Origin of the sequence: Pseudomonas sp. ME-P-057 (assembly GCF_030208975.1) — a bacterium.
GTDB classification, from domain to species: Bacteria; Pseudomonadota; Gammaproteobacteria; order Pseudomonadales; family Pseudomonadaceae; genus Aquipseudomonas; species Aquipseudomonas lutea.
In genome coordinates this window covers 20,345-40,671 of the sequence record NZ_JARVSX010000039.1, presented here as the reverse complement: position 1 = coordinate 40,671, position 20,327 = coordinate 20,345, and the positions used below count along the sequence as shown (strand labels likewise).

The window sequence follows — 20,327 nt, the reverse complement described above, 5'->3', positions numbered from 1 at the left end:
TTGACCCTATAGACGATGCGCGGCATTAGCCGCGCATCGTTTGTCAGGCAGGCATGTATACCGCTTAGGGCTGCATCGTTAAACCTCCCGCATAACACCCCTGCGCGGCTACTCGTCGCGATCATCCTTAGACCAGTTTGGACGTCTCGAAGATCAGGCGCATGGTGGCTTGCGCCAGTGACTGTGCCTCCGCCCGGACATTATCGAGCTGGGCATTTGCCTCACTGTACTGAGGATCTTTGGCACGAACGTCGACCAGCCGCGTCAGCTGCAAGGACGCGTCCATCAAGCCAAACAAGTTGCGGTGCAACTGATGACTGACTTGTGTCAGGGGCTGAGAGAGGTCTTCATTTTCTTCGGTAAGAGGGCGGTCGCCCATGCTTTCGAGGTTACGGTGTCTGCTACCCGTCAGGACGAAGTCAAGGTCCACGCCCGCGCCTGCAACCCGTAACAGGTAGTCGGCCTTAGGATAGCGTGCCCCACTTTCGTAGTTTCCCTGAGCGTTGGTTTCGACTCCGCCGACGGCGCCCAACGCGCTTTGCGACAGTTTGAGCCTGGTGCGCTCTTGCCTCAGCCGCAGGCCAATCCCTTTCATGTTATTCAACTCCTGTTGATCACGCGAGACAGGCCCTTCGAGGCGACTCGAGGGTTTTTCTTATTCCAGGAAAGCAAATCAATGCAAGCGCGTGCTTCGGCAGGCGCACAGAACGCCGTGCTGACTACATTCTGGATCCAAACTGTACATCATGTAGGAGATTTCTCAAACAGTTGTATGATCTCACTCCATTTGAATAAGAATAAACAGATAAACCACTTTTTTGAGTGATATGGCCGCCGGCTTTAAACCCGGCTGAAACGAGGGAGTGGGCACGTTATGTGCCCGTACGGATAGATTCAGGAAGGGCAGCGCGTGGAAGGTTGACGCGCCCATTGGGCGGCGGTGCGTGAGACGTTGTCGGCCAGCGTTGCAACAGCGCTCTGATGGGCCAGCACCAGATTTTCCATGCCTACGCCTGCAGGCTGGCGAATCACGCTGCTACACGTCAGCGTCTGACGTTTGCTGCCGGGACCTGCGCCGGCCCCTCGCAGGCTCAGGCTCCAGACCACGTCGATCAGCGCGTACTGGTCCAGCACCGACTCGAAGCGGCGCACGTCGGTGCGTACTGACAGCACGGGTTCGTCCGCCTGCTTTGGCAAGCCTGCCAGGTCACGCGAGCCAAAGCGCCGCTCAAGTTGCCCGGTCAGGGCATCGTGAAATTCGTCGCCCAAAGGCGCGCCCCAACGCTCGTTCTCGAGGATCGCCAGGCTGCCGTTGCCCTGACGAATGACCAGCGGCGGCTGATCGACTTGTACCGCCATCAGCACGGGCTGCATTTCAAACTGAAATGGCGCCTGGGCTGGACTGGCGGGAGATTGGCCGGCTGGCGCGATCAGCGTGTAGTAATGGGTCGGCGTTGACGCGCAGGCCGACAGGCCCAACACGCAGGCGAGTGCCAACAGGGGTTTACGCATTGTCATTGCTCAGGCTCCGGTGCGATTTCGCGGGAAGAGGATGATCCTTTAAAAGAACCAGGCGCCGCGTCGCCCGAGCGGCCGCGAATCAGGGATTCGGGGTGACGGCTGAGGAAGTCGGTCAGCACCCGCACCGAACGCGCCGTGCGCTGTACTTCTTCCATGGCCTGGCCCAGCTGCTGGCGGGCCGGCGAGTCGTCAGACAAGGTTTCGTTGGCCGTACCCAGGGTTTTCTGTGCTTGCTGCAAGGCGCCACGCATCTGTGGCAACACGTCACTGTTGACCTGCTTCATGGTTTTTTGAAGTTCGATCAGGCTGCCGTTGAGGTTCTTCGCCAAATCGTCGAGAGGGATCTTGCCAAGCTTGTCGACGAACGCCTGCAGTTGTTCCTGCAACTTGTCGAAGCTGCCGGGCACGGTAGGGATTTCCAGCGGGCGGGCTTTAGCGTCGTAGGCGACCTTCGTGGCCTTCGGATCGAAATCCATGGCGATATAGAGCTGGCCCGTCAGCAAGTTGCCCGTGCGCACCTGGGCGCGCAGGCCGCGGTCGACGAACTGGCCAATAATCTTCGACGTCTGGGCTTCTTCGTCTCCACCGCCAGCCTGCTCTTTGAGCTTGTCGTTGGCAGCGCCCAGCCGTTGCGGATAGATCACCGCGCCGACGATGCCCGGAAAGGTGCCAGTGGCCGGGTCATAGTCAAGATCCACCGACACGACTCGGCCAACGTTGACCCCCAGGAAGTCGACCGGCGCATTGACCACCAGGCCGCGGAGCGATTGGTTGAAGCGCATGCGGATGTACTTGGGCTCGCCATCGGGGGGTGCCAGTGCGGTGGCCTGATCCTCGAACAACTTGAATTCGGCGTTGGTTTCGGCAGGTTTTGCATCCGGGCTGTACTTGGGCTCGCGGAAGGCAATGCCGCCGGAAATGATCGAGGCCATGGACTGCGTGGAGACCTTGAGGCCTGAGGCGCCGAGCGTCACATCGACACCGCTGGCATTCCAGAAACGTGAGTCGTCGAGCACGTACTGATCATTGGGTGCGCCGACGAAAATCTCGACGTCTACGCCTTTGCCGTCTTTGGCCAGCTCGTAAGCCACGACTTGACCCACTTGAATCCGGCGGAAGTACACCGGCGAGCCGATGTCCAGCGAACCGAGGTCATCGGTGTGCAGGATGAAGCGCTTGCCTTTTTCGCCGAATGTCACGGCGGGTGGGGTTTCAAGGCCGGTAAAGTCCTTCTTGGTTTCCTCCGAACTGCCAGCATCGGCGCTGATGAAGGCACCGGACAGCAAGGTGTCCACGCCCGACACGCCGTGAGCGCCGATGCGCGGGCGCACCACCCAATACTGGGTATCGGCGCGGGTAAACGGTGTGGCCGACTGGTTCAGGTCGATGCTCGCAAGCACGTGGGTGCGGTCATCGCTGAGCTCGATGTCGGTGACCACGCCGATCACCACGTTCTTGTATTTGACCTGGGTTTTCTTGGCTTCCAGGCCTTCGGCGGTGAGGAACGTCACCACCACCTTGGGGCCGACGTTGAGGAAGTCGTGCACCACCATCGACAAGCCGATCAGGGCGGCGACGATCGGCACCAGCCAGACCAGTGACACACGCAACTTGCGCGCCTTGACCTGCGGTCGGCTCGGTGGGGTAGGGGGTAGGGTGCTATCGGACATCTTCAACCTCTGCGTCCCAGATAAGCCGGGGATCGAACGTCATGGCGGCGAGCATTGTCATCACCACCACCAAACCAAAAAACAGAATGCCAAGGCGCGGCTCAATGGTGCTCAGGCCGTGGAACTGCACCAGTGCCGCGACCAGCGCGACGACCAGCACATCGAGCATCGACCAGTAGCCGATCAACTCGATGAAGCGAAACAGCCGGGAGCGTTCACGCATTGCCCATGTGCTGCGACGCTGACACGTTACCAACAGCAGGCCGAGCACCAGGAACTTGATGCACGGCACGATCACGCTGGCGATGAAAATCAGGATGGCGATGTCCCACGAGCCGCCTTCGGCGAACTCGATGACCCCGCTCATGATGGTGTTTTCGCTGCTGCTGCCCAGCATGGTCGTGTACATCACCGGCAGCACGTTGGCCGGGATGTAGAAGATCAGCCCGGCGATCAGAAACGCCCAGGTGCGCGCCAGGCTGTTGGGCTTGCGCCGATGGACCGATGAATCGCAGCGCGGGCACTCGTGGGCGTCGTCGGGGCACACGTAACCGCAGACATGGCATAACGTGACGCGATGCTCGCGGGCAAGGGGGATGCCGTTCATAGAGGCTCGACCCCAAGCTCGTCCCACAGGCGACGGATGTCCTTGCCGGCAATCAGCACAATCAACACCATCAGCATCGCCATGGCCCACAACCCGACGCCTGCATGGACGTCAAGCATCCCTGCCAGTTTGACGATGGCCACCAGGATGCCCAGCAGACAGACTTCCAGCATGCTCCATGGCCGCAGGTGCTCAAGGGTGCGCATGCACATCTTGAAACCGGGCGCGATTTCGTTGCGATGGGCGTGGAACAACACCCAGAACAGCAAGGCGATCTGCAGCGCGGGGGCAAGAATAATGGCCAGTCCGGCGACCAGTGCGATGAGGGTGATCTGTCCCTGGGCCAGCGCTTGTACCGAGCCCCACAGCGTCACCTCGTTGTGCAGGCCCTGCATGCTGATGCTGATGACCGGGAACACGTTGGCAAAGACGAACATCACGAACGCGGCAATGCTCAACGCCAGCAGTTGTTCGATGGACAGGCGATGACTGCGGCCCAGCACGGCGGCGCAGCGCAGGCAATGCGCCGATTCGCCCTTGCTCAAGGGTAAGGCTTCGTACAGCGAATCGCAGTGCTCGCAAATAATCCACTGTACCGCGCCAGTCTGCATGCTGTTGGCGGTGTGTGCGGGAACGTGTGCAGGCAACTGCGTCCCGCTATTGGGCGTGTCGGTCATCGGCGCATGCGTCGTGGAGGTCATGGATGTATTCACGATAGATCGGCTTTCGTCGATTGCGCGCCGGCTCGGCGGGCGGGCAACGATACCTTGTCGCGGAGGCGCAGGCTCGTTTTAGTTGGATTGATTGCCATGAGGGACGCGCCCGCGAAAAGACTTGAGTGATTGACCACAATGCCATCATCGGGTTCGGGCTATTTTGCCCGGTGGTTGATGACAGCCCCTGCCGATTAAGTCCACCGGCACTGTCAGCCAACGCGTTCAGAGGCGGGCCCAGAAGTCTTCAGCGAAATCGCTCAGCGCCATGGCGGGTCTGAACAGGCGGATTTCCAGGGGAATGTCCCAGTGCTCGTCCAGTGCGCGGACCAGTTTACCGTTCGCCAGCTCTGGCCCCGCCAGCGTTTCCGGCAGCCAGGCAAAGCCCTTGCCCTCCAGCGCCATGGACAGCAGCACCGCCGCCAGATGCGAACTGAAAACCGTGTCCAGTGCCGGCGGCTGTGTTTCCCGAAGCAAGCGCGCCGAGACAATTCGCCCCAGCCCGGAGTCTGCGGTGTAACCCAGCAGCGGCAATGTGGCCTGAGGGTGCGGCGGCGAGTCATGCCGGGCTTGTAGAGGAATCAGCAAATCCCGACCCACGACTTTGGAGTGAAACGACTCGGCAGCAAAGCGCGGAGGGACGTCCGGGTGCTGGTGGCACAGGAGAAACTGCGCTTGGCCGCTCAACAGCATCTGTTCACAGACGCGCATGTTGTCGGAATGCAGCCGAATAGCTTCAATTGGCCCGGCCCGCTCGGCGGCCCGCACCCAGCCGGGAAAGAAGGTGAACGAGAGCGAATGCGTCGCGGCGAAGTGCAGCGTGCGCGCTTGCTTGCCTGCCACTTCTCGCGCTTCCTGACGCATTTGGTACAGGCGGCGGGTCAAGTCCTGTGCCGACTCGATCATCTGGCGTCCTGCGTCGGTCAGCACAGCGCCCTGCGTCGTGCGTTCAAACAGATCCACGCCCACCCAGTTTTCCAGCGCGCGGATGCGTCGGCTGAACGCAGGTTGGGTAACGTGACGCAGCTCGGCCGCCCGTGAAAAATTGCCGCTTTGCGCCAATACATTGAAATCTTCCAGCCAGAGCAATTCCATCGTGATGCCGTCCGCGCGCCTGAGTGCGGCGTTTTTAGCATTCAGCGCGCTCGAAGGTCCAGTGCCGGGCCGGCACTCAGGGCGTTAGATCGGCCAGGTTACAACTTGCAGGCTTTTGCGGTGGTAGACTTTCGACCACTTCAAACGAGGAGCAACAGACGTGCGCACGATGGCAATGATGGTGGCGGTATTGATGCTTGCAGGATGTGACGGCGGCAAGCCGGCTGCACCTGCCCAGGTTCCCAGCACTGATTCGGCGACCGAAGCGCCAACCCCGGCCTCACAAAAATGGACCATTCGCGTCCACTTGAAAGAAGCGCTGAGCGACATGACCTATTGGTTGGTCGAGCACCATTACCCGTCTTATGTGGTCAAGGTCGATGGCAGGGAAGTGGTCATGATCGGACCCTTCGAGTCGCAATCCGAGGCCGAGAAGGCCAAGACCGAGATCGATGCGGCCATGGCAAAGGCACACCGCCTGTCGCAGCTTGAGGTCATACCGCCACGGTCTTGAGCGCGTGTGACGTGATGGCAAACCTGCAAGGGAAGTGTCTCGGGTGACACCTTGGCGGCTTTGGGTGACACCTGTGCAGCTATAGCCGGCCCTGGCGGGTTCCGGCTATAGCGAGGGTTCAAAGGGCAGTCGGGTGAATCAGCGACGACCCAGCAGCAAACCCACGACCAGACCAAAGCCCGCGGAGACCGCCACGGTTTGCCACGGGTGGCCGCCAATGTAGTTTTCGGTGGCTTCGACAGCAGGCTTGGTGCGGTCGCGCACGCTGCTGACCGATTCCATTGCCTGCTTGAGCTTCTGACTCAGTTGGGCACGCACGGTGTCCGCTTCTTCTCCGACCAGCGAAGCGCTGTCCTTGAGCAGTTTGTCAGACTCTTCAATCAGGGCGGCCAGTTCGCTGAATGCTTGATCCTTGATCTGTTCGACAGCGGCGTTTTGGGCAGCAGTTTTACGAGCCATGGCAATTTCCTTTCAGTGGTTATGGCAGTGTGCAATGGAGTTTTGCGCGACCGAAAAGTTGCAGGGCAATTCCGGGCGCGTTCAAAGCGGGCGACGAATGTGGTCGGGAATCGGGGCGACCGGGTGTAAGATGCCGACGCTTTCGAGCCGCTCGCCGGCTCTGTTTTTTGCGTGTCGTCTGCATATCGAGGTACATACCATGAGTCACAACCTGGCCAACAAAACCCTTCCGGAACGCGCCGCCATCGAGGACGAAAAGTCCCGTCTGTTCGATCTCTGGCAGAGCAATCTGGGCAAGGCCAAGGGCGACGCTGCCCGGCTGATGGGCGAAAGGGGCAAGCGCAAAGGCAAGTGGTCGGAGTGGGTGCGTGGGGAGCTGGACGCCATGTCGCCGCCTGAGTACGCCAACATGGTGCGCGCCGAAGTCAATCGACTGGTGGCGGCGGCGCGAGGCTGATCCACCGCCCTGCCAGCTCTGGCAGGGTCACCAGCTGCCGCTGGCCGGCTGCGGCAGGCTTAACGTGCCGCTGTCTTCAAAGCGCAGGGTCCCGAACAACCCGCCGGCCAGCTTGCCGTGCAGCTCATAGGGCAGGTTGTCCAGGCGTTGCTGTTCAGTGAGGCCAACGGCCTGACGTAGCGCCGCGAACGCCGAGACCGTTACCGGGACCGTCAGCACACCTTCGGAAAACCGCGTGATCGTGCCTTTCTGGCTGCTCACACCCGAAGCGAGCAGTTTGCCGTTCACGTCCAGGTTCAAGGCCACACCGTCGTACTGGATGTCGTTGTCATTGGGGTTTTGCAGGCGCAGCTTCACCGCAAAGCGGATCTCGAGGTCCTGGCTGGGCAGCGGCTCGATGCCTACAACGTTGATGTTGAGCGGGTCGAGATTGGGAAACAGCGCGCACGCACTCAGCGCAAATATCATGGCAAGGCCCGCGATCAGGGTGCGGATCGGACGTGGCGACATTCAAGACTCCTTGGGCAGGCCGTCGGGGCGTAATACGTCCCTTGCAACGCCTTGGCGATTCAACTGTGCGACCTCGTGCGCAGTGAGAGGTTCTGCATCGCGAGTGGCAGGCGGGTCCTGAAGAACCTTTAGCGTCGCAGCTTCCGGGTCAAATTCGGTGAGCTCCGGCACCTGGTATTCCTCCGGCAGGAAGATGTTCAGAATGATCGCGCAGAATGCCCCGACGGTAATGGGCGATTCGAAAATGTTATGCAGCGCCTTGGGCAGCTCGCGCAAGACCTCCGGCACTGCAGCAACGCCCAGTCCCATGCCGAGAGAAATGGCAACGATCAGCATATTGCGGCGGTGCAACCCGGCTTCCGAGAGAATTTTGATACCCGCCACTGCGACAGTGCCGAACATGATCAGCGTGGCGCCGCCCAGCACCGGCTTGGGCATCAACTGCAGCACTGCGCCGATGATCGGAAACAACCCCAGCAACACCAGAATGCCCGCGATGAAAAACGCCACGTAGCGGCTGGCCACGCCGGTCAGCTGAATGACGCCGTTGTTCTGCGCGAAGGTGACCATGGGCAGGCTGTTGAACGTCGCGGCCAGCGCCGAATTCAGCCCGTCGGCCAGCAGCCCCGACTTGATCCTGCGGATATACACCGGCCCACTGACCGGTTGTTGCGAGATCATCGAGTTGGCGGTGAGGTCTCCGGCGGCTTCCAGCGGCGAGACCAGGAAGATTACTGCGATCGGGATGAACGCCACCAGATCGAACGAGAACCCGTATTTGAACGGCACCGGAATGCTCATCGCCGGCACCTGGGGCATCTGCGCAAAATCCACTCGGCCCATGAACCACGCCACGGCGAAGCCCAGTGCCAGCCCGATGATGATTGCACTGAGGCGCAGCAGCGGGATGTTAAAGCGGTTGAGCACCACGATGGTGACCAGCACCACGGCAGCCAGCCCAAGGTTTGCGGCCGACCCCAGATCGCTTGCGCCAAAACCGCCGGCCATGTCCGTCATCGCGACTTTCAACAGCGACAGACCCATCAGCGTGATGATCGTGCCGGTCACCACCGGCGTGATCAGCTTGCGCAGTTTGCCGATGAACTGGCTGAGCGCGACTTCAACAAACGCTGCGCAAAAGCACACCCCGAAGATGGTGGAGAGGATTTCGTCGGTGCCGCCACCGCGACTCTTGACCAAAAAACCTGCGCTGAGAATCACGCTGAGAAACGAGAAGCTGGTGCCCTGCAGGCACAACAGCCCCGAGCCGATCGGGCCGATGCGTTTGGCCTGAACGAAGGTGCCCAGCCCGGATACGAACAGCGCCATGCTGATCAGGTACGGCACTTCGCTGTCCAGGCCGAGCACGCTGCCGACGATGAGGGTCGGGGTGATGATGCCGACGAAACTGGCCAGCACGTGCTGCAGCGCCGCAAAGATGGCGGCCGTAAAGTGCGGACGGTCGTCGAGCCCGTAAATCAGATCAGCCCTGGAGGGCGCAGAACGGGTCGAGGCGCTGCGATGCGGAGCGGTCATGGTGAGCCTCCGGGTTGGCCGTGGCAAAAAGGGCGCGCAGGATGCCAGAAAACGCGGCGCGGGTCAGCGGCAAGATATCGCAAACGATGGTCGTAAAACGCTGAACGATTCTCGTTGCCCAGCCTCCATTATTCTGACTGTCATCGGGCTGTCGGGTTTTCAGCGCATTATCTGTATGTGGCGGTCATCACTGAGGCATCAGAATCATCATGAGTACGGCAGAGCAATTTCCGTTGAGTGATTCGCAAGTTGCATTGATCGCACGGGCGCTGGCGGACAGCCGTCGTTACCGGATCCTGGTTCAGATCGGCTCCAGTGAGCAGGCGTTACCGTGCGCCGAAGTGCTCAAAGCCCACCCCGTCAGCGCGGCCACCGTTTCACACCACACCCGAGAGCTTGAACGCGCGGGGCTGATCGCTACCCTGCGCGAAGGCAAGTACGCCAGCTTCATGCTTCAGCGTGAAGTGTTGCAGGCCTACGCACGTCAGCTGATGCAGCTCTAGCATTGAAAACCGGGCCGGGCGCCCTTATCTCTCAGTCTGTCCCTCAGCCGATTTCGATCGCGAGCGGCGCGCACTCGGTTTGGGTCGGCGCGCCTTTGTCCCTTCCGTCTCTTGCGAGGCGCATCCGGAGTTCCCCATGTATCCAGACGTTCAGCTGTTCATCGATGGTCAGTGGCGTGCCAGTGCAGATGGCCGCACCCTCAATGTCATCAACCCGGCCGACGGCGAAACCCTCGGCACGGTGGCGCACGCCGATATCGCCGATCTGGATCAGGCGCTGGCAGCGGCCGAGCGAGGATTTGAAACCTGGCGCAGCACCCCGGCCTATGACCGCTACAAGATCATGCAGAAGGCCGCCGATCTGCTGCGCGACCGCGTCGATCACATTGCCAACATCATGACCCGCGAGCAGGGCAAGCCGCTGGCTGAGGCGCGGATGGAAACCCTGTCCGCCGCCGACATTGTTGATTGGCTCGCCGAGGAAGGGCGTCGCGCATACGGACGTCTGGTGCCCTCGCGCAACGTCGCGGTGGAGCAGAAGGTGATCAAGGAACCGGTCGGCCCTGTGGCGGCATTCACGCCGTGGAACTTCCCGATCAATCAGGTGGTGCGCAAGCTGTCCTCGGCGCTGGCGGCCGGCTGCTCGATCATCGTAAAAGCCCCTGAAGAAACCCCGGCCTCGCCCGCTGAACTGGTGCGCGCGTTCGTGGATGCCGGTGTTCCGGCGGGTGTGATCGGCCTGGTGTACGGCGATCCGGCGCAGATTTCGAGCTACCTGATCGCGCACCCGACCATCAAAAAAGTCACCTTCACCGGCTCGACCCCGGTGGGCAAGCAGTTGGCGGCCCTCGCGGGCCAGCACATGAAGCGCGCCACCATGGAGTTGGGCGGTCACGCGCCGGCGCTGGTGTTTGATGATGCTGACATCGATCTGGCGGCACGCACGCTGGCAGGCGCCAAGTTCCGTAACGCCGGGCAGGTCTGCGTATCGCCGACGCGAATTCTGGTGCAGAGGGGCGTGTTCGATGCGTTCGCCGAAAAATTCGTTGGCCTTGCCCACGAATTGAAAGTCGGCAATGGTCTGGAGCAGGGCGTGACCATGGGCCCGGTCGCCAACGAGCGACGTATTCCGGCGTTGACGGCGTTGATAAAGGACGCCAGCGATAAAGGCGCGACGTTGCATGTCGGCGGCAAGGCGATCGAAGGGCCGGGCTATTTCTTCGAGCCCACCGTGATCAGCGGCCTGACCACCGAGATGCGCATCATGAACGAGGAGCCTTTCGGCCCGGTGGCCCTGCTGGTGCCGTTCGATACGGTCGAAGACGCGGTGAAGGAGTCCAACCGCGTGCCGTTCGGCCTGGCGTCGTACGCGTTCACCTCATCAATGAAAACCGCGCACATCCTCAGCACCCGCATCGAAGCCGGCATGCTGTCGATCAACCATCAAGGCATCGGCCTGGTTGAAGTGCCGTTTGGCGGCATCAAGGACTCCGGCTACGGGTCCGAAGGCGGCACCGAAGCGATCGAGGCGTACCTGAACACCAAGCTGGTGACCGTGTACAACCTGTAACCTCACGCGACAGCGGCAAAAGAACCCACCATTTGGTGGGTTTTTTTAAGCCTTGGGCTAAATCGCGACCGCGGACGCATCCATCCGACCACTGACCCCGAACGGTAGGAGCCGGCTTGCTGGCGGACGGGTCATGCCAGTCACCCTCACCATTGCGGTGCTATCGCGGTTCGCCAGCAAGCCGGCTCCTACAGATTCGCGTAGGCCGCAGGTTTCTTTATGCCGCAGATGCCTGAGGCGGCCTGGATCTAATGTAGGAGCGCGCTTGCCCGCGAAAAATATCAGCCCGCGATCTCGCCCAACCTGACCCATCGCATTCGCCGGCTTGCTGGCGAACGCGTCAAGCCGTTCACCCGCGCCGTAGCTGACACCGCCCATTTGTAGGAGCCGGCTTGCTGGCGAACGGGTCATGCCAGTCACCCTCACCGTTGCGGTGCTATCACGGTTCGCCAGCAAGCCGGCTCCTACAGATTCGCGTAGGCCGCAGGTTTCTTTATGCCGCAGATGCCTGAGGCGGCCTGGATTTATTGTAGGAGCGCGCTTGCCCGCGAAAAATACCAGACCGCGATACCGCCCAACCTGACCCACCGCATTCGCCGGCTTGCTGGCGAACGCGTCATGCCGTTCAACCGCGCCGCAGCTGACACCGCCCATTCGTAGGAGCCGGCTTGCTGGCGAACGCGTCAAGCCGTTCAACCGCGCCGCAGCTGACACACCTCCATTCGTAGGAGCGAACGCGGCAAGCCAGTCACCCTCACCGTTGCGGTGCTATCGCGGTTCGCCAGCTCAAGCCGGGTCCTACAGGCGCAGCGCCTGCTAGCCAGGCAGGGTTTCAGGCCCGGCTGTGGTTGTTGCGTTTCAAGGTGATCAGCTGTTCGCTGAACTCCGGGCCGCGCCATGAACTCTGAACCCACACCACTTCCGATGCGGGGATGAGTCATGGCGATCAGCGGCGTGCAGGCAGCAGCAGACCCGAAAGGGGAGGTGTTTGAGACGGACTTGCCGGCACGGCTGGACCGGCTGCCGTGGGGGCGGTTTCATACGCTGCTGGTGTTTGCGCTGGGCATCACCTGGTTGCTCGACGGGCTTGAAGTCACCCTGGCGGGTTCTGTTTCGGGTGCGTTGAAGGACAGCCCGGTGCTGCGCCTGACCAATGCCGACATCGGCCTGGCCGGCGGCGCCTACATTTGTGGCGCGGTGCTGGGCGCGTTGTTTTTCGGCTGGCTGACGGACCGTCTGGGTCGGCGCAAGCTGTTTTTCATCACCTTGGCGTTGTACATCACCGCGACCGCTGCGACGGCGTTTTCATTCAGCCTCTGGAGCTTCCTGCTGTTTCGCTTCCTCACCGGGATGGGCATCGGCGGTGAGTACACCGCGATTAATTCGACCATCCAGGAGTTCACCCCGGCCCGCTTCCGGGGCTGGGTCGACCTCACCATTAACGGCACCTTCTGGATCGGCGCCGCCCTGGGTGCGGTCGGCTCCATCGTCCTGCTGGACGCCACATGGGTCAGCCAGGAGCTTGGCTGGCGCCTGTGCTTCGGCATCGGCGCGGTACTGGGCCTGATCATCCTGCTGATGCGCCTGTGGTTACCGGAAAGCCCGCGCTGGCTGTTGATTCACGGCCAGGCCGAGGAGGCCAGGGCCATCGTAGAAAGCATTGAAGACCGACTGCGCCAACAGGGCCATGACCTGTCGGCCCCGGCGGGACCCCCGTTGCGTTTGCACGCCCGGGACCACACGCCGCTCAAGGAGATATTTCATACGCTGTTCAACGTCTACCGCCGCCGGGCACTGGTGGGGCTGACCTTGCTGACCGCGCAGGCATTCTTCTACAACGCGATTTTTTTCACCTACGCGTTGGTGCTGACCGAGTTCTATCAGGTGCCGTCCGCCTCGATCGGCTGGTACGTACTGCCGCTGGCGCTGGGCAATTTCTGCGGGCCGTTATTGCTCGGCCGGTTGTTCGACGTCGTCGGGCGGCGGGTGATGATCAGCCTGACCTATGCAGTTTCCGGGGTTTTACTGACGATCACCGGCTACCTGTTCGAGCAGGGCATTCTGGACGTGACGCAGCAAGCCATCGCCTGGATGGTGATTTTCTTCTTCGCCTCGGCCGCGGCGAGTTCGGCGTACCTGACGGTGGCCGAAACCTTCCCCCTGGAGATCCGCGCCCTGGCGATTGCCGTGTTCTATGCCTTTGGCACTGCGCTGGGCGGCATCGTCGGGCCCACGCTGTTCGGGCAATTGATCGACACCCATGAACGCGGGCCGGTGTTTTTCGGCTATCTCATCGGTGCGGTGTTGATGTTGCTGGCGGCGGCGGTGCAGGCGATATGGGGCGTGGCTTCAGAAGGCAAATCCCTCGAAGAAGTCGCCAGACCGTTGTCCCAGGCCCACGACTGACGCCTAGGCCCAAGACGCGTGACCGAGGCTGGAAACGAACAGCCGTCCTCGATGGGGCAGTTTTGTTCAATCCTCTCGTCTTGTCCGCTCCTTACACTCTCCCGACAGACCATGACGGGAGAGCGCTGCGATGAACCTGATGATTTCCATGGCGGCCTTTGCGCTGGCCGCGTCCATATCGCCGGGGCCGGTCAACGTCGTCGCCCTCAGCTGTGGCGCGCAATTCGGGCTAATGCCAACGTTGCGCCACGTACTGGGCGCAACCGTCGGCTTTGTCGTGCTGCTGATGTTCACCGGCTTCGGCCTGCATGAGGTGCTCCAGCGGTACCCATTACTCACCGAGCTGATTCGCTGGGCAGGGGTCGCGTTTCTGCTGTATCTGGCCGTGAAGCTGGCGATGGATGACGGAGAGCTCGACCTCGGCAAATCTGCCCGTCAGCCTTCTTTTCTTCATGGGGCGGCGATGCAGTGGCTCAACCCCAAGGCCTGGCTGGCGGCGGTGGCCGGCATGGGCGCGTTTGTGGCCGATGGTGAAGCACGACTGATCAGCCTGTTTGCCCTGATCTACTTCATCGTGTGTTATCTGTCGGTCGCTTGCTGGGCGTACGCCGGCGCCTTCCTCGGCCCGTATCTGCGCAGCGCGCGGCGAATCAGGGTGTTCAATTGCAGCATGGCGGCGTTATTGGCAGGCTGCGCGGTGTCGTTGTTCTACGTCTGAGGCCGCTCACTTCATAGCCCGCGCGGAAGGTGACTCAGGGTTTGTATTGACCTGGCGTTGCCGCGAGGTGCTTTTTAAATGCCCGCTGAAAATGCGCCTGATCGGCGAAACCACTCTGCTGAGCGATGTCGACAATGGCCTCGCCGCTGCGCAACTGTGCCTGAGCATGCTGGATACGGCGGTTGACCAGCCAGGCGTGCGGGGTCATGTGGTAGTGCCGCTCAAAGGCCCGAATCAGGTACGCCTCGGACAGCGTCGCCACTGCGCAGAGCTCATCAAGCCGGACAGGTCGCAAGTAGTGCTCGTCGATGTAGCGCGCCGCACGTTCAACCTTGACGTTGGACTTTCTGAACGGCGGCCTCGATCCACCCAGTTGCGCCTCGGCCAAGGCGAAAAAGGCGAGGGCCGCTTGATGTTTGGTCAGCACGTCCAGCGAGGGGTCGACCAGCGTGCGGTGGAGTGCCAGAAGGCCCTCGAAAACCGCCGGGTTCGTGCTTTGGGACGCCCCGTACGGGCGAAAGCAGCTGCCAGTGCCAATGCCGCAATCGCCTTGCAGGGCCGCCAGCCAGTGGGCGTCCACGTACAGCATGATGTAGGACCATGGCTGATCATCGATGGGATTGCAGGCGTGGACCTCGCCCGGATTCATCACCACCACGGTCCCGGTGGCGATGGTCCGGGTGGTCTTTTCATGCAGATAGGTGCTTTGGCCGGCGGTGATCGCGCCGATGGAAAACACCTCGTGGGCGTGGCGCGAGTAACAGACCTTGCGCCCGTCCTCGATGGATCTCGCTTCGATGAACGGCAGTTGTGGATCACGCCAGAACACCGGTTTATCACGCGTCTGCACCGGGTTCTGATCGCTCATTTCAACTCATCCGTTGTTGCGCTTGCAGCTGTGAAAGAGGTCCAGCGCCGGCTGGTATTCCGTGCTGGTGACGCCGAGCAAGCCTAGCACCGAATGAAACATGTAGTCATGGCTCAGGTCGGGCTGATCCTGCTTGGCAGACAGGCAGCTGCGATCCACGCTGGCATCCTCCAGGGTCGAATGACCGAACCACATCACCATCGGCACATGGGTCTGCGCCACGGGGGCGATGGCGTATGGCGCGGCGTGCAGGTAGATGCCGTTTTCACCCAGCGACTCGCCATGGTCCGAGACGTAGATCATCGAGGCATCGACCTTGTCCTGGTTGCGTTTGAGCAGCTCGATGGTCTGCGCCAGGAAGTGATCGGTGTACAGAATGGTGTTGTCGTAGACGTTTTTCAGCTCATCGGACGTGCAGCTGCCCAACTGGTTGGTGTGGCAGACGGGGCTGAAGCGCTCCATCGTCTTGGGGTAACGATCGTAATATTCCGGGCCGTGGCTGCCGTCGGAATGGAGCACGATAATCGCGTTGTCCTGAAGTGAGTCGATGTAGTCCTGCAAACCCACCAGCAGCGCCTCGTCCAGGCACGTGGTGCCGTCGCAGAAAGGGCTGGGCTGATTCTTGGGAACGTCGCTGTGGGGGACGCGCAGGCAGGTGCCCTTGCAATCGCTGTTGTTGTCCAGCCACACGACCTTCAGGCCCGCGCGCTGAAGCATGTCCAGCAAGCCTTCGTAGGTCTTGCCCTTCTTGTCGCTGTAGTCGCTGCGCGGGAATTTGGAGAACATGCACGGCACCGACACGGCGGTGGAGGTGCCACAGGAGGCCACGTGGGTGAAGTTGAGAATATCCTCTTTCTTCAGTTCCGGATTGGTCTCGCGCTCGTAGCCGTTGAGCGAGAAATGGTCGGCGCGCGCCGTCTCGCCGACGACGAAAATCATCAGGCTCTTTTTCGGCCGTTGCTGGGCTTGCGCACTCAGCGCCGCGTCGGCACCGACGGTCTGGATTTTCGGTGTCTCTTTGATGGCGACCGTCTGTTTGGTCAGCTTGCCGATGGCGTAGAGATAGTTGGTGGGGTTGATGAAATGGGTGAGCTTGTCTTCATCGCGGAAGATCGGCGCGTAGGTCGAATAGAACGGCGCGACCGCGGCAGCGATCGCCAGCAGGCAGCCGGCGCACACCACGATTTTGTTGACCAGACCCGGCAGCACACGACGATAGGTCACCGGCAACCACCAGATCACGGCGACCGGCAGCACGCCCAGCAGACCCAGGTACATAAACAACTTGCCGCTCAACAGGGCTTCGGCTTCGCCCGGGTTTGTCTCCAGCACGTTCTGCATCATCGTTGTGTCGATGCTGACGCCATAGCTGTTCATGAAGTACGCCGCGGCGGCTGAGCACAGCGCGACCACGCTCAGCATCGGCTTGAGCGTCGGGCGAAACGAAAAGGGCGTCAGCAGCAGGGTGATGGCGGCCCACAGCAGCACGGCAAACGAGCAGTAAAACGCCCCAGCCTTGAAGCCCTGGAGCTGGGCCAGCGCCACCAGTGCGCGCCAGGTCGCCAGGTTGTAAAACACCACCAGACACAGGGAAAACAGCATCACCAAACGAGTAGAAGTGACCGGTTTGACCATCGCATTCATTCCGAACAGGGGGACCACGCGGTGCCCGGCTGCGGGTGCATCAGGCAGTTCCGTCCTTCACACCGAGACGTGGTGTGGCTCAGTCAGTGGCTGGCGGACGGGGGAGGCGAGGCAGATCGCGCGGAGTTTTCCAAAAGGATTGTGAAGGCTGTGTGAAATCAACCTGTCGATGGCACCGGGAAAGCAGGCCCCGCTTTGACGGGGGGGCTGGATGCTTGCGCTTATTGCCCTGCGATGAGCTTGTCGACGGTGCCGTTCTGCTTCAGTCGGGCAAAGGCGGCGGTGATTTTTTCCACGACTTCATCCGGCGTGTTGGCACTCATGGCGACGTACAAACCCTTGGAGAGTTCGTCGAGGGCGAAGACGCTTTCCAGGTTCTCGAAGGGGATGTGCAGATCGGCGCACTGCTCCCGTGCTTCGCGCTCAGGCATCGGGATGAGTTCGACCTGACCGGTGATGAGCTTGCGCAGATTGTCGAGGTTGTTGGCGGAGACCACCATTTTGCTGAAGCCCTTGCTCTCCAGGTATTGCTGGCGTGAGTCATCGCGCACCACGCCGACCGTGTAATGCGCCGCCTCTTGCAGGCTCGCCACCCACACGTCACGGCGCTCGCGCAGCTTGTAAAACATCGGGTGGACCCGTTCCAGCTCGCCGACCCACTTGAAGGAATCTTCACGCCCACTGCTGCGAATCATCGGATAGATCAGCACGTTGGCTTCGAGCCGGGCAATGTCGTAAGCCCTTGCCCACGGGTAAAGGGTCATGTGGTAATCGGTGATGCCCGCGGCGGCGAGGGTCATCTCCACCACTTGGCTGGCAACGCCCACGACCTTGCCGTCCTCCAGTGCGCTGTATGACGAGTCCTCAGTCACCACTTGCAGCGTCGCCGCGTGGGCGCAGAGGGAGACCATCAACATCAAGGCAGTCGCCAGCACGCGGTGGTGACGATGAATTTTTCCCATGGCAGTCCTCTCGGTTCAGATCACACAACGGTCCCGGCCCTGGCTTTTCGCCCGGTACAGTGCCCGGTCGGCGTTTTGCAGCAGTTGATCGAAATGTGCCATGTTCGCCGGGTCCAGCTCCGCGACACCGATGCTCAGGGTGACAAAGGGCGAAACCGGTGAAGCGCTGTGGGCCAACCGTTGTTGAGCCAACAGCTCGCGCAGGCGATCGGCCGAAACCTGTGCCTGTTGACGGTTCTGGCCCGGGAGCACGACGGCGAACTCCTCACCGCCGAGCCGTGCGACCAACTCGCCAGAGCGAGAGAACAGTCCGCTCATGGCCAGCGCTACGTTGCGAAGGCATTCATCGCCCATGGCATGGCCATAGGTATCGTTGTAACGCTTGAAGAAATCGATATCACACATCAGCACCGACAGCGGCTGGCGATGGCGCAGGGCGCGGTTGAATTCCAGCTCCTTGAGCTCATCGAAATGCCGGCGGTTGGCAAGGCCGGTGAGCGGGTCGAAACGGGTCAGCGCTTCGAGCCGGGTATTGGCGGCCTTCAGCTCGGCAGTGCGCTGCTCGACCAGTTCGGCGAGCTGGTCGCGATTGGCCGCCAGCGCGATCTCGTCACGCGCCTGGCGCTGCAGGTGCGCCGCCAGTTTGTCCTGCAGGTCGTTGACGCCCGCCTCCAGCAGGTCGAGCTCATCACCGGCCTTGCCGCGACGATCCAGACGCAAATGGGTTCTCAGGTTGAGCGGCGTCAGGTGCTCAAGGTGGCGGGCAATGCGCCGCACATGCAGCGTCACCGAACGGTTGAACATGCCCATGATCAGCCCGGCCAGGGCGAGTGACTGGATGATCTGGGTGAGCATGATGATCGCCACCTCTTTCCAGAGGCGCCTCCACAGCAGGCCCTCGTCGCCTTCGATGGTCAACTCGCCCACCACCTCGCTGGCACCGGGGTAGGGCGCGACGGTCAGCTGCCGATGAAGCGCGGGAGCAAGCTGCGAGCCGGTGTGGCCCGGATGCTCACGGACCAGCAGTTCAGGCGCCCGCCCGGGGCGCAGGATTTTCAACTCGACCCGACCGACCGGCGCGGCCGTGGCGACGCTGCCGATCTGGGTTTGCAGCGCCTGGTCGTCCATCTCCCAGACGGCCTTGGACAGCGTGCCCTGGAACACCTGATCGATCAGCGTCAGTTCGGCGTTCATGTTGGTCAGGTTGCTGTTCCAGGCAAACCAGGTGCGCACCGCGACCGTGGCTGCCGTAAACAGCACACAGAACGCCAGCGTCGCCAGCACCAGGCGGCGCGCCAGGGAGCCGTTGCGCGGGGTGGCGCGTGCGTTCGCGGGGGTGTCTGAAGGCGGTTCCATCAGCATGCTCATTGCCACTTGCGCGCGATGGCGTCGTAAGTGCCGTTGGCACGCACGGTGTCGAGGGCTTTTTGAAACAGCTGGACCGTAGTGTCGGGGGTGCCGGCACTGAAGGCCATGCTGAAGCCGCCAGCGTCTTCGAGTTCCGGCACGCGCAATGACTGCACCAATGTGCGCGCAGGGTCGTCGCCCGCCTGCCGCGCCAGGTAATAGGCGTTGAGCTCATCGGAGATCCACAGGTCGACGTGGCCGCTCTGCAGTTTCTGGTAATTGAAGGCGTAACGGTTGCTTGATTGCAGTTGCTGGCCGATCTGGAACTTGCGCGCCATCAAGTACTGCTCGCCGACGTCCTCGTTGACCGTCGCGGTCTGCCAGTCGCGGGCATCGTCCAGGGCCAGCAGCCGGACCGGATGGCTGGCTGAGGAGTACAGGTACCAGCGGGAGGCGGCGATGGTGCCTACCCACTTGAACAGGTGCTCGCGCTCTGCAGTGCGGGTAATCGAATAAATCAGCACATTGGGGGTGTGCAGCGCCAGGTCATAGGCGCGCGCCCAGGGCATGGACTGAATGGGCGCCTGCATATTGGCCTGTTTGAGCACCGCCTGAACCACCTCGGTGCTCATGCCGGTGAGCACGCCGTCGCGGGTCATGTTGTACGGCGGCAGCTCTTCGGTCACGACGTGGATGGGTTGAGCGGGGACGGGCTCGACATGAATCGATTCAGCTCTCGCCGCGTCAGCCGTCATACACAGCAACAGCGCCACCCGGAGTGTGCTGCCCAGCGTGTGAATGAGCGAGTGAAGAGTCATCGATGGCTACCTCGTCGGGTGCAAGAGAGGCGGGTTCCGGACCCTGAATAGTCCGGCGCGACCTGACCGACTGTCTTGCACACCGTGATATCGGCTGAATAATCCGCCACTTGAGACGGCTTCCTGCCGGTCATCCTAACAGGCTTGGCAGAGGCGTCCGGTTTCCCGGCACCGTGCACCGCCACACCCTGCCCGCGAACGGACAGGGCTCTTCCCGGCTGAAGCCGGTCCTACTAAGGCACCGCGTAAAGTCCAGAAATGCAGGCGCATGCACTGGCTTGTTTCCGGCTGAAGCCGGTCCCACTAAAAAGCCGTGTGCAGTCAGCGGGACCGGCTTCAGCCGGGAAGCCTTTGATCTGCTTTTGATCTTCGTACACAAAAGGTCCAGACACCGCCAAACGCGACTTGG

General features: G+C 61.6%; 21 protein-coding genes. 7 read left to right on the top strand and 14 right to left on the bottom strand.

What is annotated here, in order from left to right; all coding sequences use genetic code 11:
• Positions 1-127 precede the first annotated feature (127 nt).
• The 6 genes from QRN48_RS21275 to QRN48_RS21250 form a co-directional block, all read right to left on the bottom strand.
• Positions 128-595, bottom strand: coding sequence for a helix-turn-helix domain-containing protein (locus QRN48_RS21275; protein ID WP_037011169.1), 468 nt, complete (start codon positions 593-595; stop codon positions 128-130).
• Positions 596-894: 299 nt separating this feature from the next.
• Positions 895-1,518 carry a PqiC family protein gene (locus QRN48_RS21270; RefSeq protein WP_191945914.1) on the bottom strand — a complete coding sequence of 208 codons (624 nt, stop codon included), beginning with the start codon at positions 1,516-1,518 and terminating at the stop codon, positions 895-897.
• A complete protein-coding gene (locus QRN48_RS21265; protein WP_285353042.1) occupies positions 1,515-3,191 on the bottom strand; it encodes a PqiB family protein in 1,677 nt (558 codons plus the stop codon). Before QRN48_RS21265 ends, QRN48_RS21270 begins: the two co-directional genes overlap by 4 nt.
• Positions 3,181-3,798, bottom strand: coding sequence for a paraquat-inducible protein A (locus QRN48_RS21260; RefSeq protein WP_285353040.1), 618 nt, complete (start codon positions 3,796-3,798; stop codon positions 3,181-3,183). Before QRN48_RS21260 ends, QRN48_RS21265 begins: the two co-directional genes overlap by 11 nt.
• The gene (locus QRN48_RS21255; protein ID WP_191945984.1) at positions 3,795-4,409 is read right to left on the bottom strand and encodes a paraquat-inducible protein A; all 615 of its coding nucleotides are present in this window, start codon (positions 4,407-4,409) and stop codon (positions 3,795-3,797) included. The genes QRN48_RS21260 and QRN48_RS21255 overlap by 4 nt, the downstream gene beginning before the upstream one ends.
• Positions 4,410-4,736: 327 nt before the next feature.
• On the bottom strand, positions 4,737-5,606 hold the full coding sequence (locus QRN48_RS21250; protein ID WP_191945912.1) for a LysR family transcriptional regulator: 870 nt from the start codon (positions 5,604-5,606) through the stop codon (positions 4,737-4,739).
• A 160-nt stretch (positions 5,607-5,766) separates the two neighbouring features.
• Here QRN48_RS21250 and QRN48_RS21245 point away from each other — a divergent pair, with 160 nt between their 5' ends.
• Positions 5,767-6,120 (top strand): SPOR domain-containing protein, encoded by a 354-nt coding sequence (locus QRN48_RS21245; RefSeq protein WP_070356513.1) that lies wholly within the window; start codon positions 5,767-5,769, stop codon positions 6,118-6,120.
• 138 nt (positions 6,121-6,258) lie between these two features.
• Here QRN48_RS21245 and QRN48_RS21240 read toward each other — a convergent pair whose 3' ends face one another.
• Positions 6,259-6,579: an ElaB/YgaM/YqjD family protein gene (locus QRN48_RS21240; protein WP_037011157.1), complete on the bottom strand. Its 321-nt coding sequence runs from the start codon at positions 6,577-6,579 to the stop codon at positions 6,259-6,261.
• 199 nt (positions 6,580-6,778) lie between these two features.
• Here QRN48_RS21240 and QRN48_RS21235 point away from each other — a divergent pair, with 199 nt between their 5' ends.
• Positions 6,779-7,036, top strand: a complete 258-nt coding sequence (locus tag QRN48_RS21235) for a hypothetical protein (protein ID WP_037013089.1) — start codon at positions 6,779-6,781, stop codon at positions 7,034-7,036.
• Positions 7,037-7,063: 27 nt separating this feature from the next.
• Here the strand turns inward: QRN48_RS21235 and QRN48_RS21230 are convergent, their stop codons facing one another.
• Together QRN48_RS21230 and QRN48_RS21225 are read right to left on the bottom strand one after the other, a co-directional pair.
• A complete protein-coding gene (locus QRN48_RS21230) occupies positions 7,064-7,546 on the bottom strand; it encodes an LEA/WHy family protein (RefSeq protein ID WP_285353035.1) in 483 nt (160 codons plus the stop codon).
• A complete protein-coding gene (locus QRN48_RS21225; protein WP_285353032.1) occupies positions 7,547-9,082 on the bottom strand; it encodes a nucleobase:cation symporter-2 family protein in 1,536 nt (511 codons plus the stop codon).
• 209 nt (positions 9,083-9,291) lie between these two features.
• Between QRN48_RS21225 and QRN48_RS21220 the strand changes: the two genes are divergently transcribed.
• The 5 genes from QRN48_RS21220 (at position 9,292) to QRN48_RS21200 (ending at position 14,279) form a co-directional block, all read left to right on the top strand.
• A complete protein-coding gene (locus QRN48_RS21220) occupies positions 9,292-9,585 on the top strand; it encodes an ArsR/SmtB family transcription factor (RefSeq protein ID WP_285353031.1) in 294 nt (97 codons plus the stop codon).
• A gap of 136 nt (positions 9,586-9,721) precedes the next feature.
• A complete protein-coding gene (locus QRN48_RS21215; RefSeq protein ID WP_285353030.1) occupies positions 9,722-11,155 on the top strand; it encodes an NAD-dependent succinate-semialdehyde dehydrogenase in 1,434 nt (477 codons plus the stop codon).
• A gap of 495 nt (positions 11,156-11,650) precedes the next feature.
• Complete coding sequence (locus QRN48_RS21210) at positions 11,651-11,815, top strand: hypothetical protein (protein WP_285353029.1); 165 nt, start codon at positions 11,651-11,653, stop codon at positions 11,813-11,815.
• Positions 11,816-12,094: 279 nt separating this feature from the next.
• Positions 12,095-13,561 (top strand): MFS transporter, encoded by a 1,467-nt coding sequence (locus tag QRN48_RS21205; protein WP_285353026.1) that lies wholly within the window; start codon positions 12,095-12,097, stop codon positions 13,559-13,561.
• A 130-nt stretch (positions 13,562-13,691) separates the two neighbouring features.
• Entirely contained in the window at positions 13,692-14,279 is a 588-nt protein-coding gene (locus QRN48_RS21200; protein WP_285353024.1) for a LysE family translocator, read from the top strand.
• A 34-nt stretch (positions 14,280-14,313) separates the two neighbouring features.
• On the opposite strand, the gene QRN48_RS21195 is transcribed toward QRN48_RS21200, so the two are convergent.
• The 5 genes from QRN48_RS21195 to QRN48_RS21175 form a co-directional block, all read right to left on the bottom strand.
• A complete protein-coding gene (locus tag QRN48_RS21195) occupies positions 14,314-15,147 on the bottom strand; it encodes an AraC family transcriptional regulator (RefSeq protein WP_191945905.1) in 834 nt (277 codons plus the stop codon).
• Between the two features lie 6 nt (positions 15,148-15,153).
• The gene (locus QRN48_RS21190; RefSeq protein WP_244653776.1) at positions 15,154-16,782 is read right to left on the bottom strand and encodes a phosphoethanolamine transferase; all 1,629 of its coding nucleotides are present in this window, start codon (positions 16,780-16,782) and stop codon (positions 15,154-15,156) included.
• 230 nt (positions 16,783-17,012) lie between these two features.
• Positions 17,013-17,753 carry a substrate-binding periplasmic protein gene (locus QRN48_RS21185; RefSeq protein ID WP_285353021.1) on the bottom strand — a complete coding sequence of 247 codons (741 nt, stop codon included), beginning with the start codon at positions 17,751-17,753 and terminating at the stop codon, positions 17,013-17,015.
• A 15-nt stretch (positions 17,754-17,768) separates the two neighbouring features.
• On the bottom strand, positions 17,769-19,109 hold the full coding sequence (locus QRN48_RS21180) for a diguanylate cyclase (protein ID WP_194734144.1): 1,341 nt from the start codon (positions 19,107-19,109) through the stop codon (positions 17,769-17,771).
• 8 nt (positions 19,110-19,117) lie between these two features.
• Positions 19,118-19,918 (bottom strand): substrate-binding periplasmic protein, encoded by an 801-nt coding sequence (locus QRN48_RS21175; RefSeq protein WP_244653775.1) that lies wholly within the window; start codon positions 19,916-19,918, stop codon positions 19,118-19,120.
• Positions 19,919-20,327 lie beyond the last annotated feature (409 nt).

Excerpts from the sequence above, each read along its gene's own strand:
- QRN48_RS21270 (WP_191945914.1), bottom strand. The coding sequence starts at position 1,518 with ATGACAATGCGTAAACCCCTGTTGGCACTCGCCTGCGTGTTGGGCCTG.
- QRN48_RS21185 (WP_285353021.1), bottom strand. The coding sequence starts at position 17,753 with ATGGGAAAAATTCATCGTCACCACCGCGTGCTGGCGACTGCCTTGATG.
- QRN48_RS21195 (WP_191945905.1), bottom strand. The coding sequence starts at position 15,147 with ATGAGCGATCAGAACCCGGTGCAGACGCGTGATAAACCGGTGTTCTGG.
- QRN48_RS21230 (WP_285353035.1), bottom strand. The coding sequence starts at position 7,546 with ATGTCGCCACGTCCGATCCGCACCCTGATCGCGGGCCTTGCCATGATA.
- QRN48_RS21275 (WP_037011169.1), bottom strand. The coding sequence starts at position 595 with ATGAAAGGGATTGGCCTGCGGCTGAGGCAAGAGCGCACCAGGCTCAAA.
- QRN48_RS21225 (WP_285353032.1), bottom strand. The coding sequence starts at position 9,082 with ATGACCGCTCCGCATCGCAGCGCCTCGACCCGTTCTGCGCCCTCCAGG.
- QRN48_RS21265 (WP_285353042.1), bottom strand. The coding sequence starts at position 3,191 with ATGTCCGATAGCACCCTACCCCCTACCCCACCGAGCCGACCGCAGGTC.
- QRN48_RS21235 (WP_037013089.1), top strand. The coding sequence starts at position 6,779 with ATGAGTCACAACCTGGCCAACAAAACCCTTCCGGAACGCGCCGCCATC.
- QRN48_RS21210 (WP_285353029.1), top strand. The coding sequence starts at position 11,651 with ATGCCGCAGATGCCTGAGGCGGCCTGGATTTATTGTAGGAGCGCGCTT.
- QRN48_RS21205 (WP_285353026.1), top strand. The coding sequence starts at position 12,095 with ATGGCGATCAGCGGCGTGCAGGCAGCAGCAGACCCGAAAGGGGAGGTG.
- QRN48_RS21180 (WP_194734144.1), bottom strand. The coding sequence starts at position 19,109 with ATGGAACCGCCTTCAGACACCCCCGCGAACGCACGCGCCACCCCGCGC.
- QRN48_RS21190 (WP_244653776.1), bottom strand. The coding sequence starts at position 16,782 with ATGGTCAAACCGGTCACTTCTACTCGTTTGGTGATGCTGTTTTCCCTG.
- QRN48_RS21215 (WP_285353030.1), top strand. The coding sequence starts at position 9,722 with ATGTATCCAGACGTTCAGCTGTTCATCGATGGTCAGTGGCGTGCCAGT.
- QRN48_RS21260 (WP_285353040.1), bottom strand. The coding sequence starts at position 3,798 with ATGAACGGCATCCCCCTTGCCCGCGAGCATCGCGTCACGTTATGCCAT.
- QRN48_RS21255 (WP_191945984.1), bottom strand. The coding sequence starts at position 4,409 with ATGCAGACTGGCGCGGTACAGTGGATTATTTGCGAGCACTGCGATTCG.
- QRN48_RS21175 (WP_244653775.1), bottom strand. The coding sequence starts at position 19,918 with ATGACTCTTCACTCGCTCATTCACACGCTGGGCAGCACACTCCGGGTG.
- QRN48_RS21240 (WP_037011157.1), bottom strand. The coding sequence starts at position 6,579 with ATGGCTCGTAAAACTGCTGCCCAAAACGCCGCTGTCGAACAGATCAAG.
- QRN48_RS21200 (WP_285353024.1), top strand. The coding sequence starts at position 13,692 with ATGAACCTGATGATTTCCATGGCGGCCTTTGCGCTGGCCGCGTCCATA.
- QRN48_RS21220 (WP_285353031.1), top strand. The coding sequence starts at position 9,292 with ATGAGTACGGCAGAGCAATTTCCGTTGAGTGATTCGCAAGTTGCATTG.
- QRN48_RS21250 (WP_191945912.1), bottom strand. The coding sequence starts at position 5,606 with ATGGAATTGCTCTGGCTGGAAGATTTCAATGTATTGGCGCAAAGCGGC.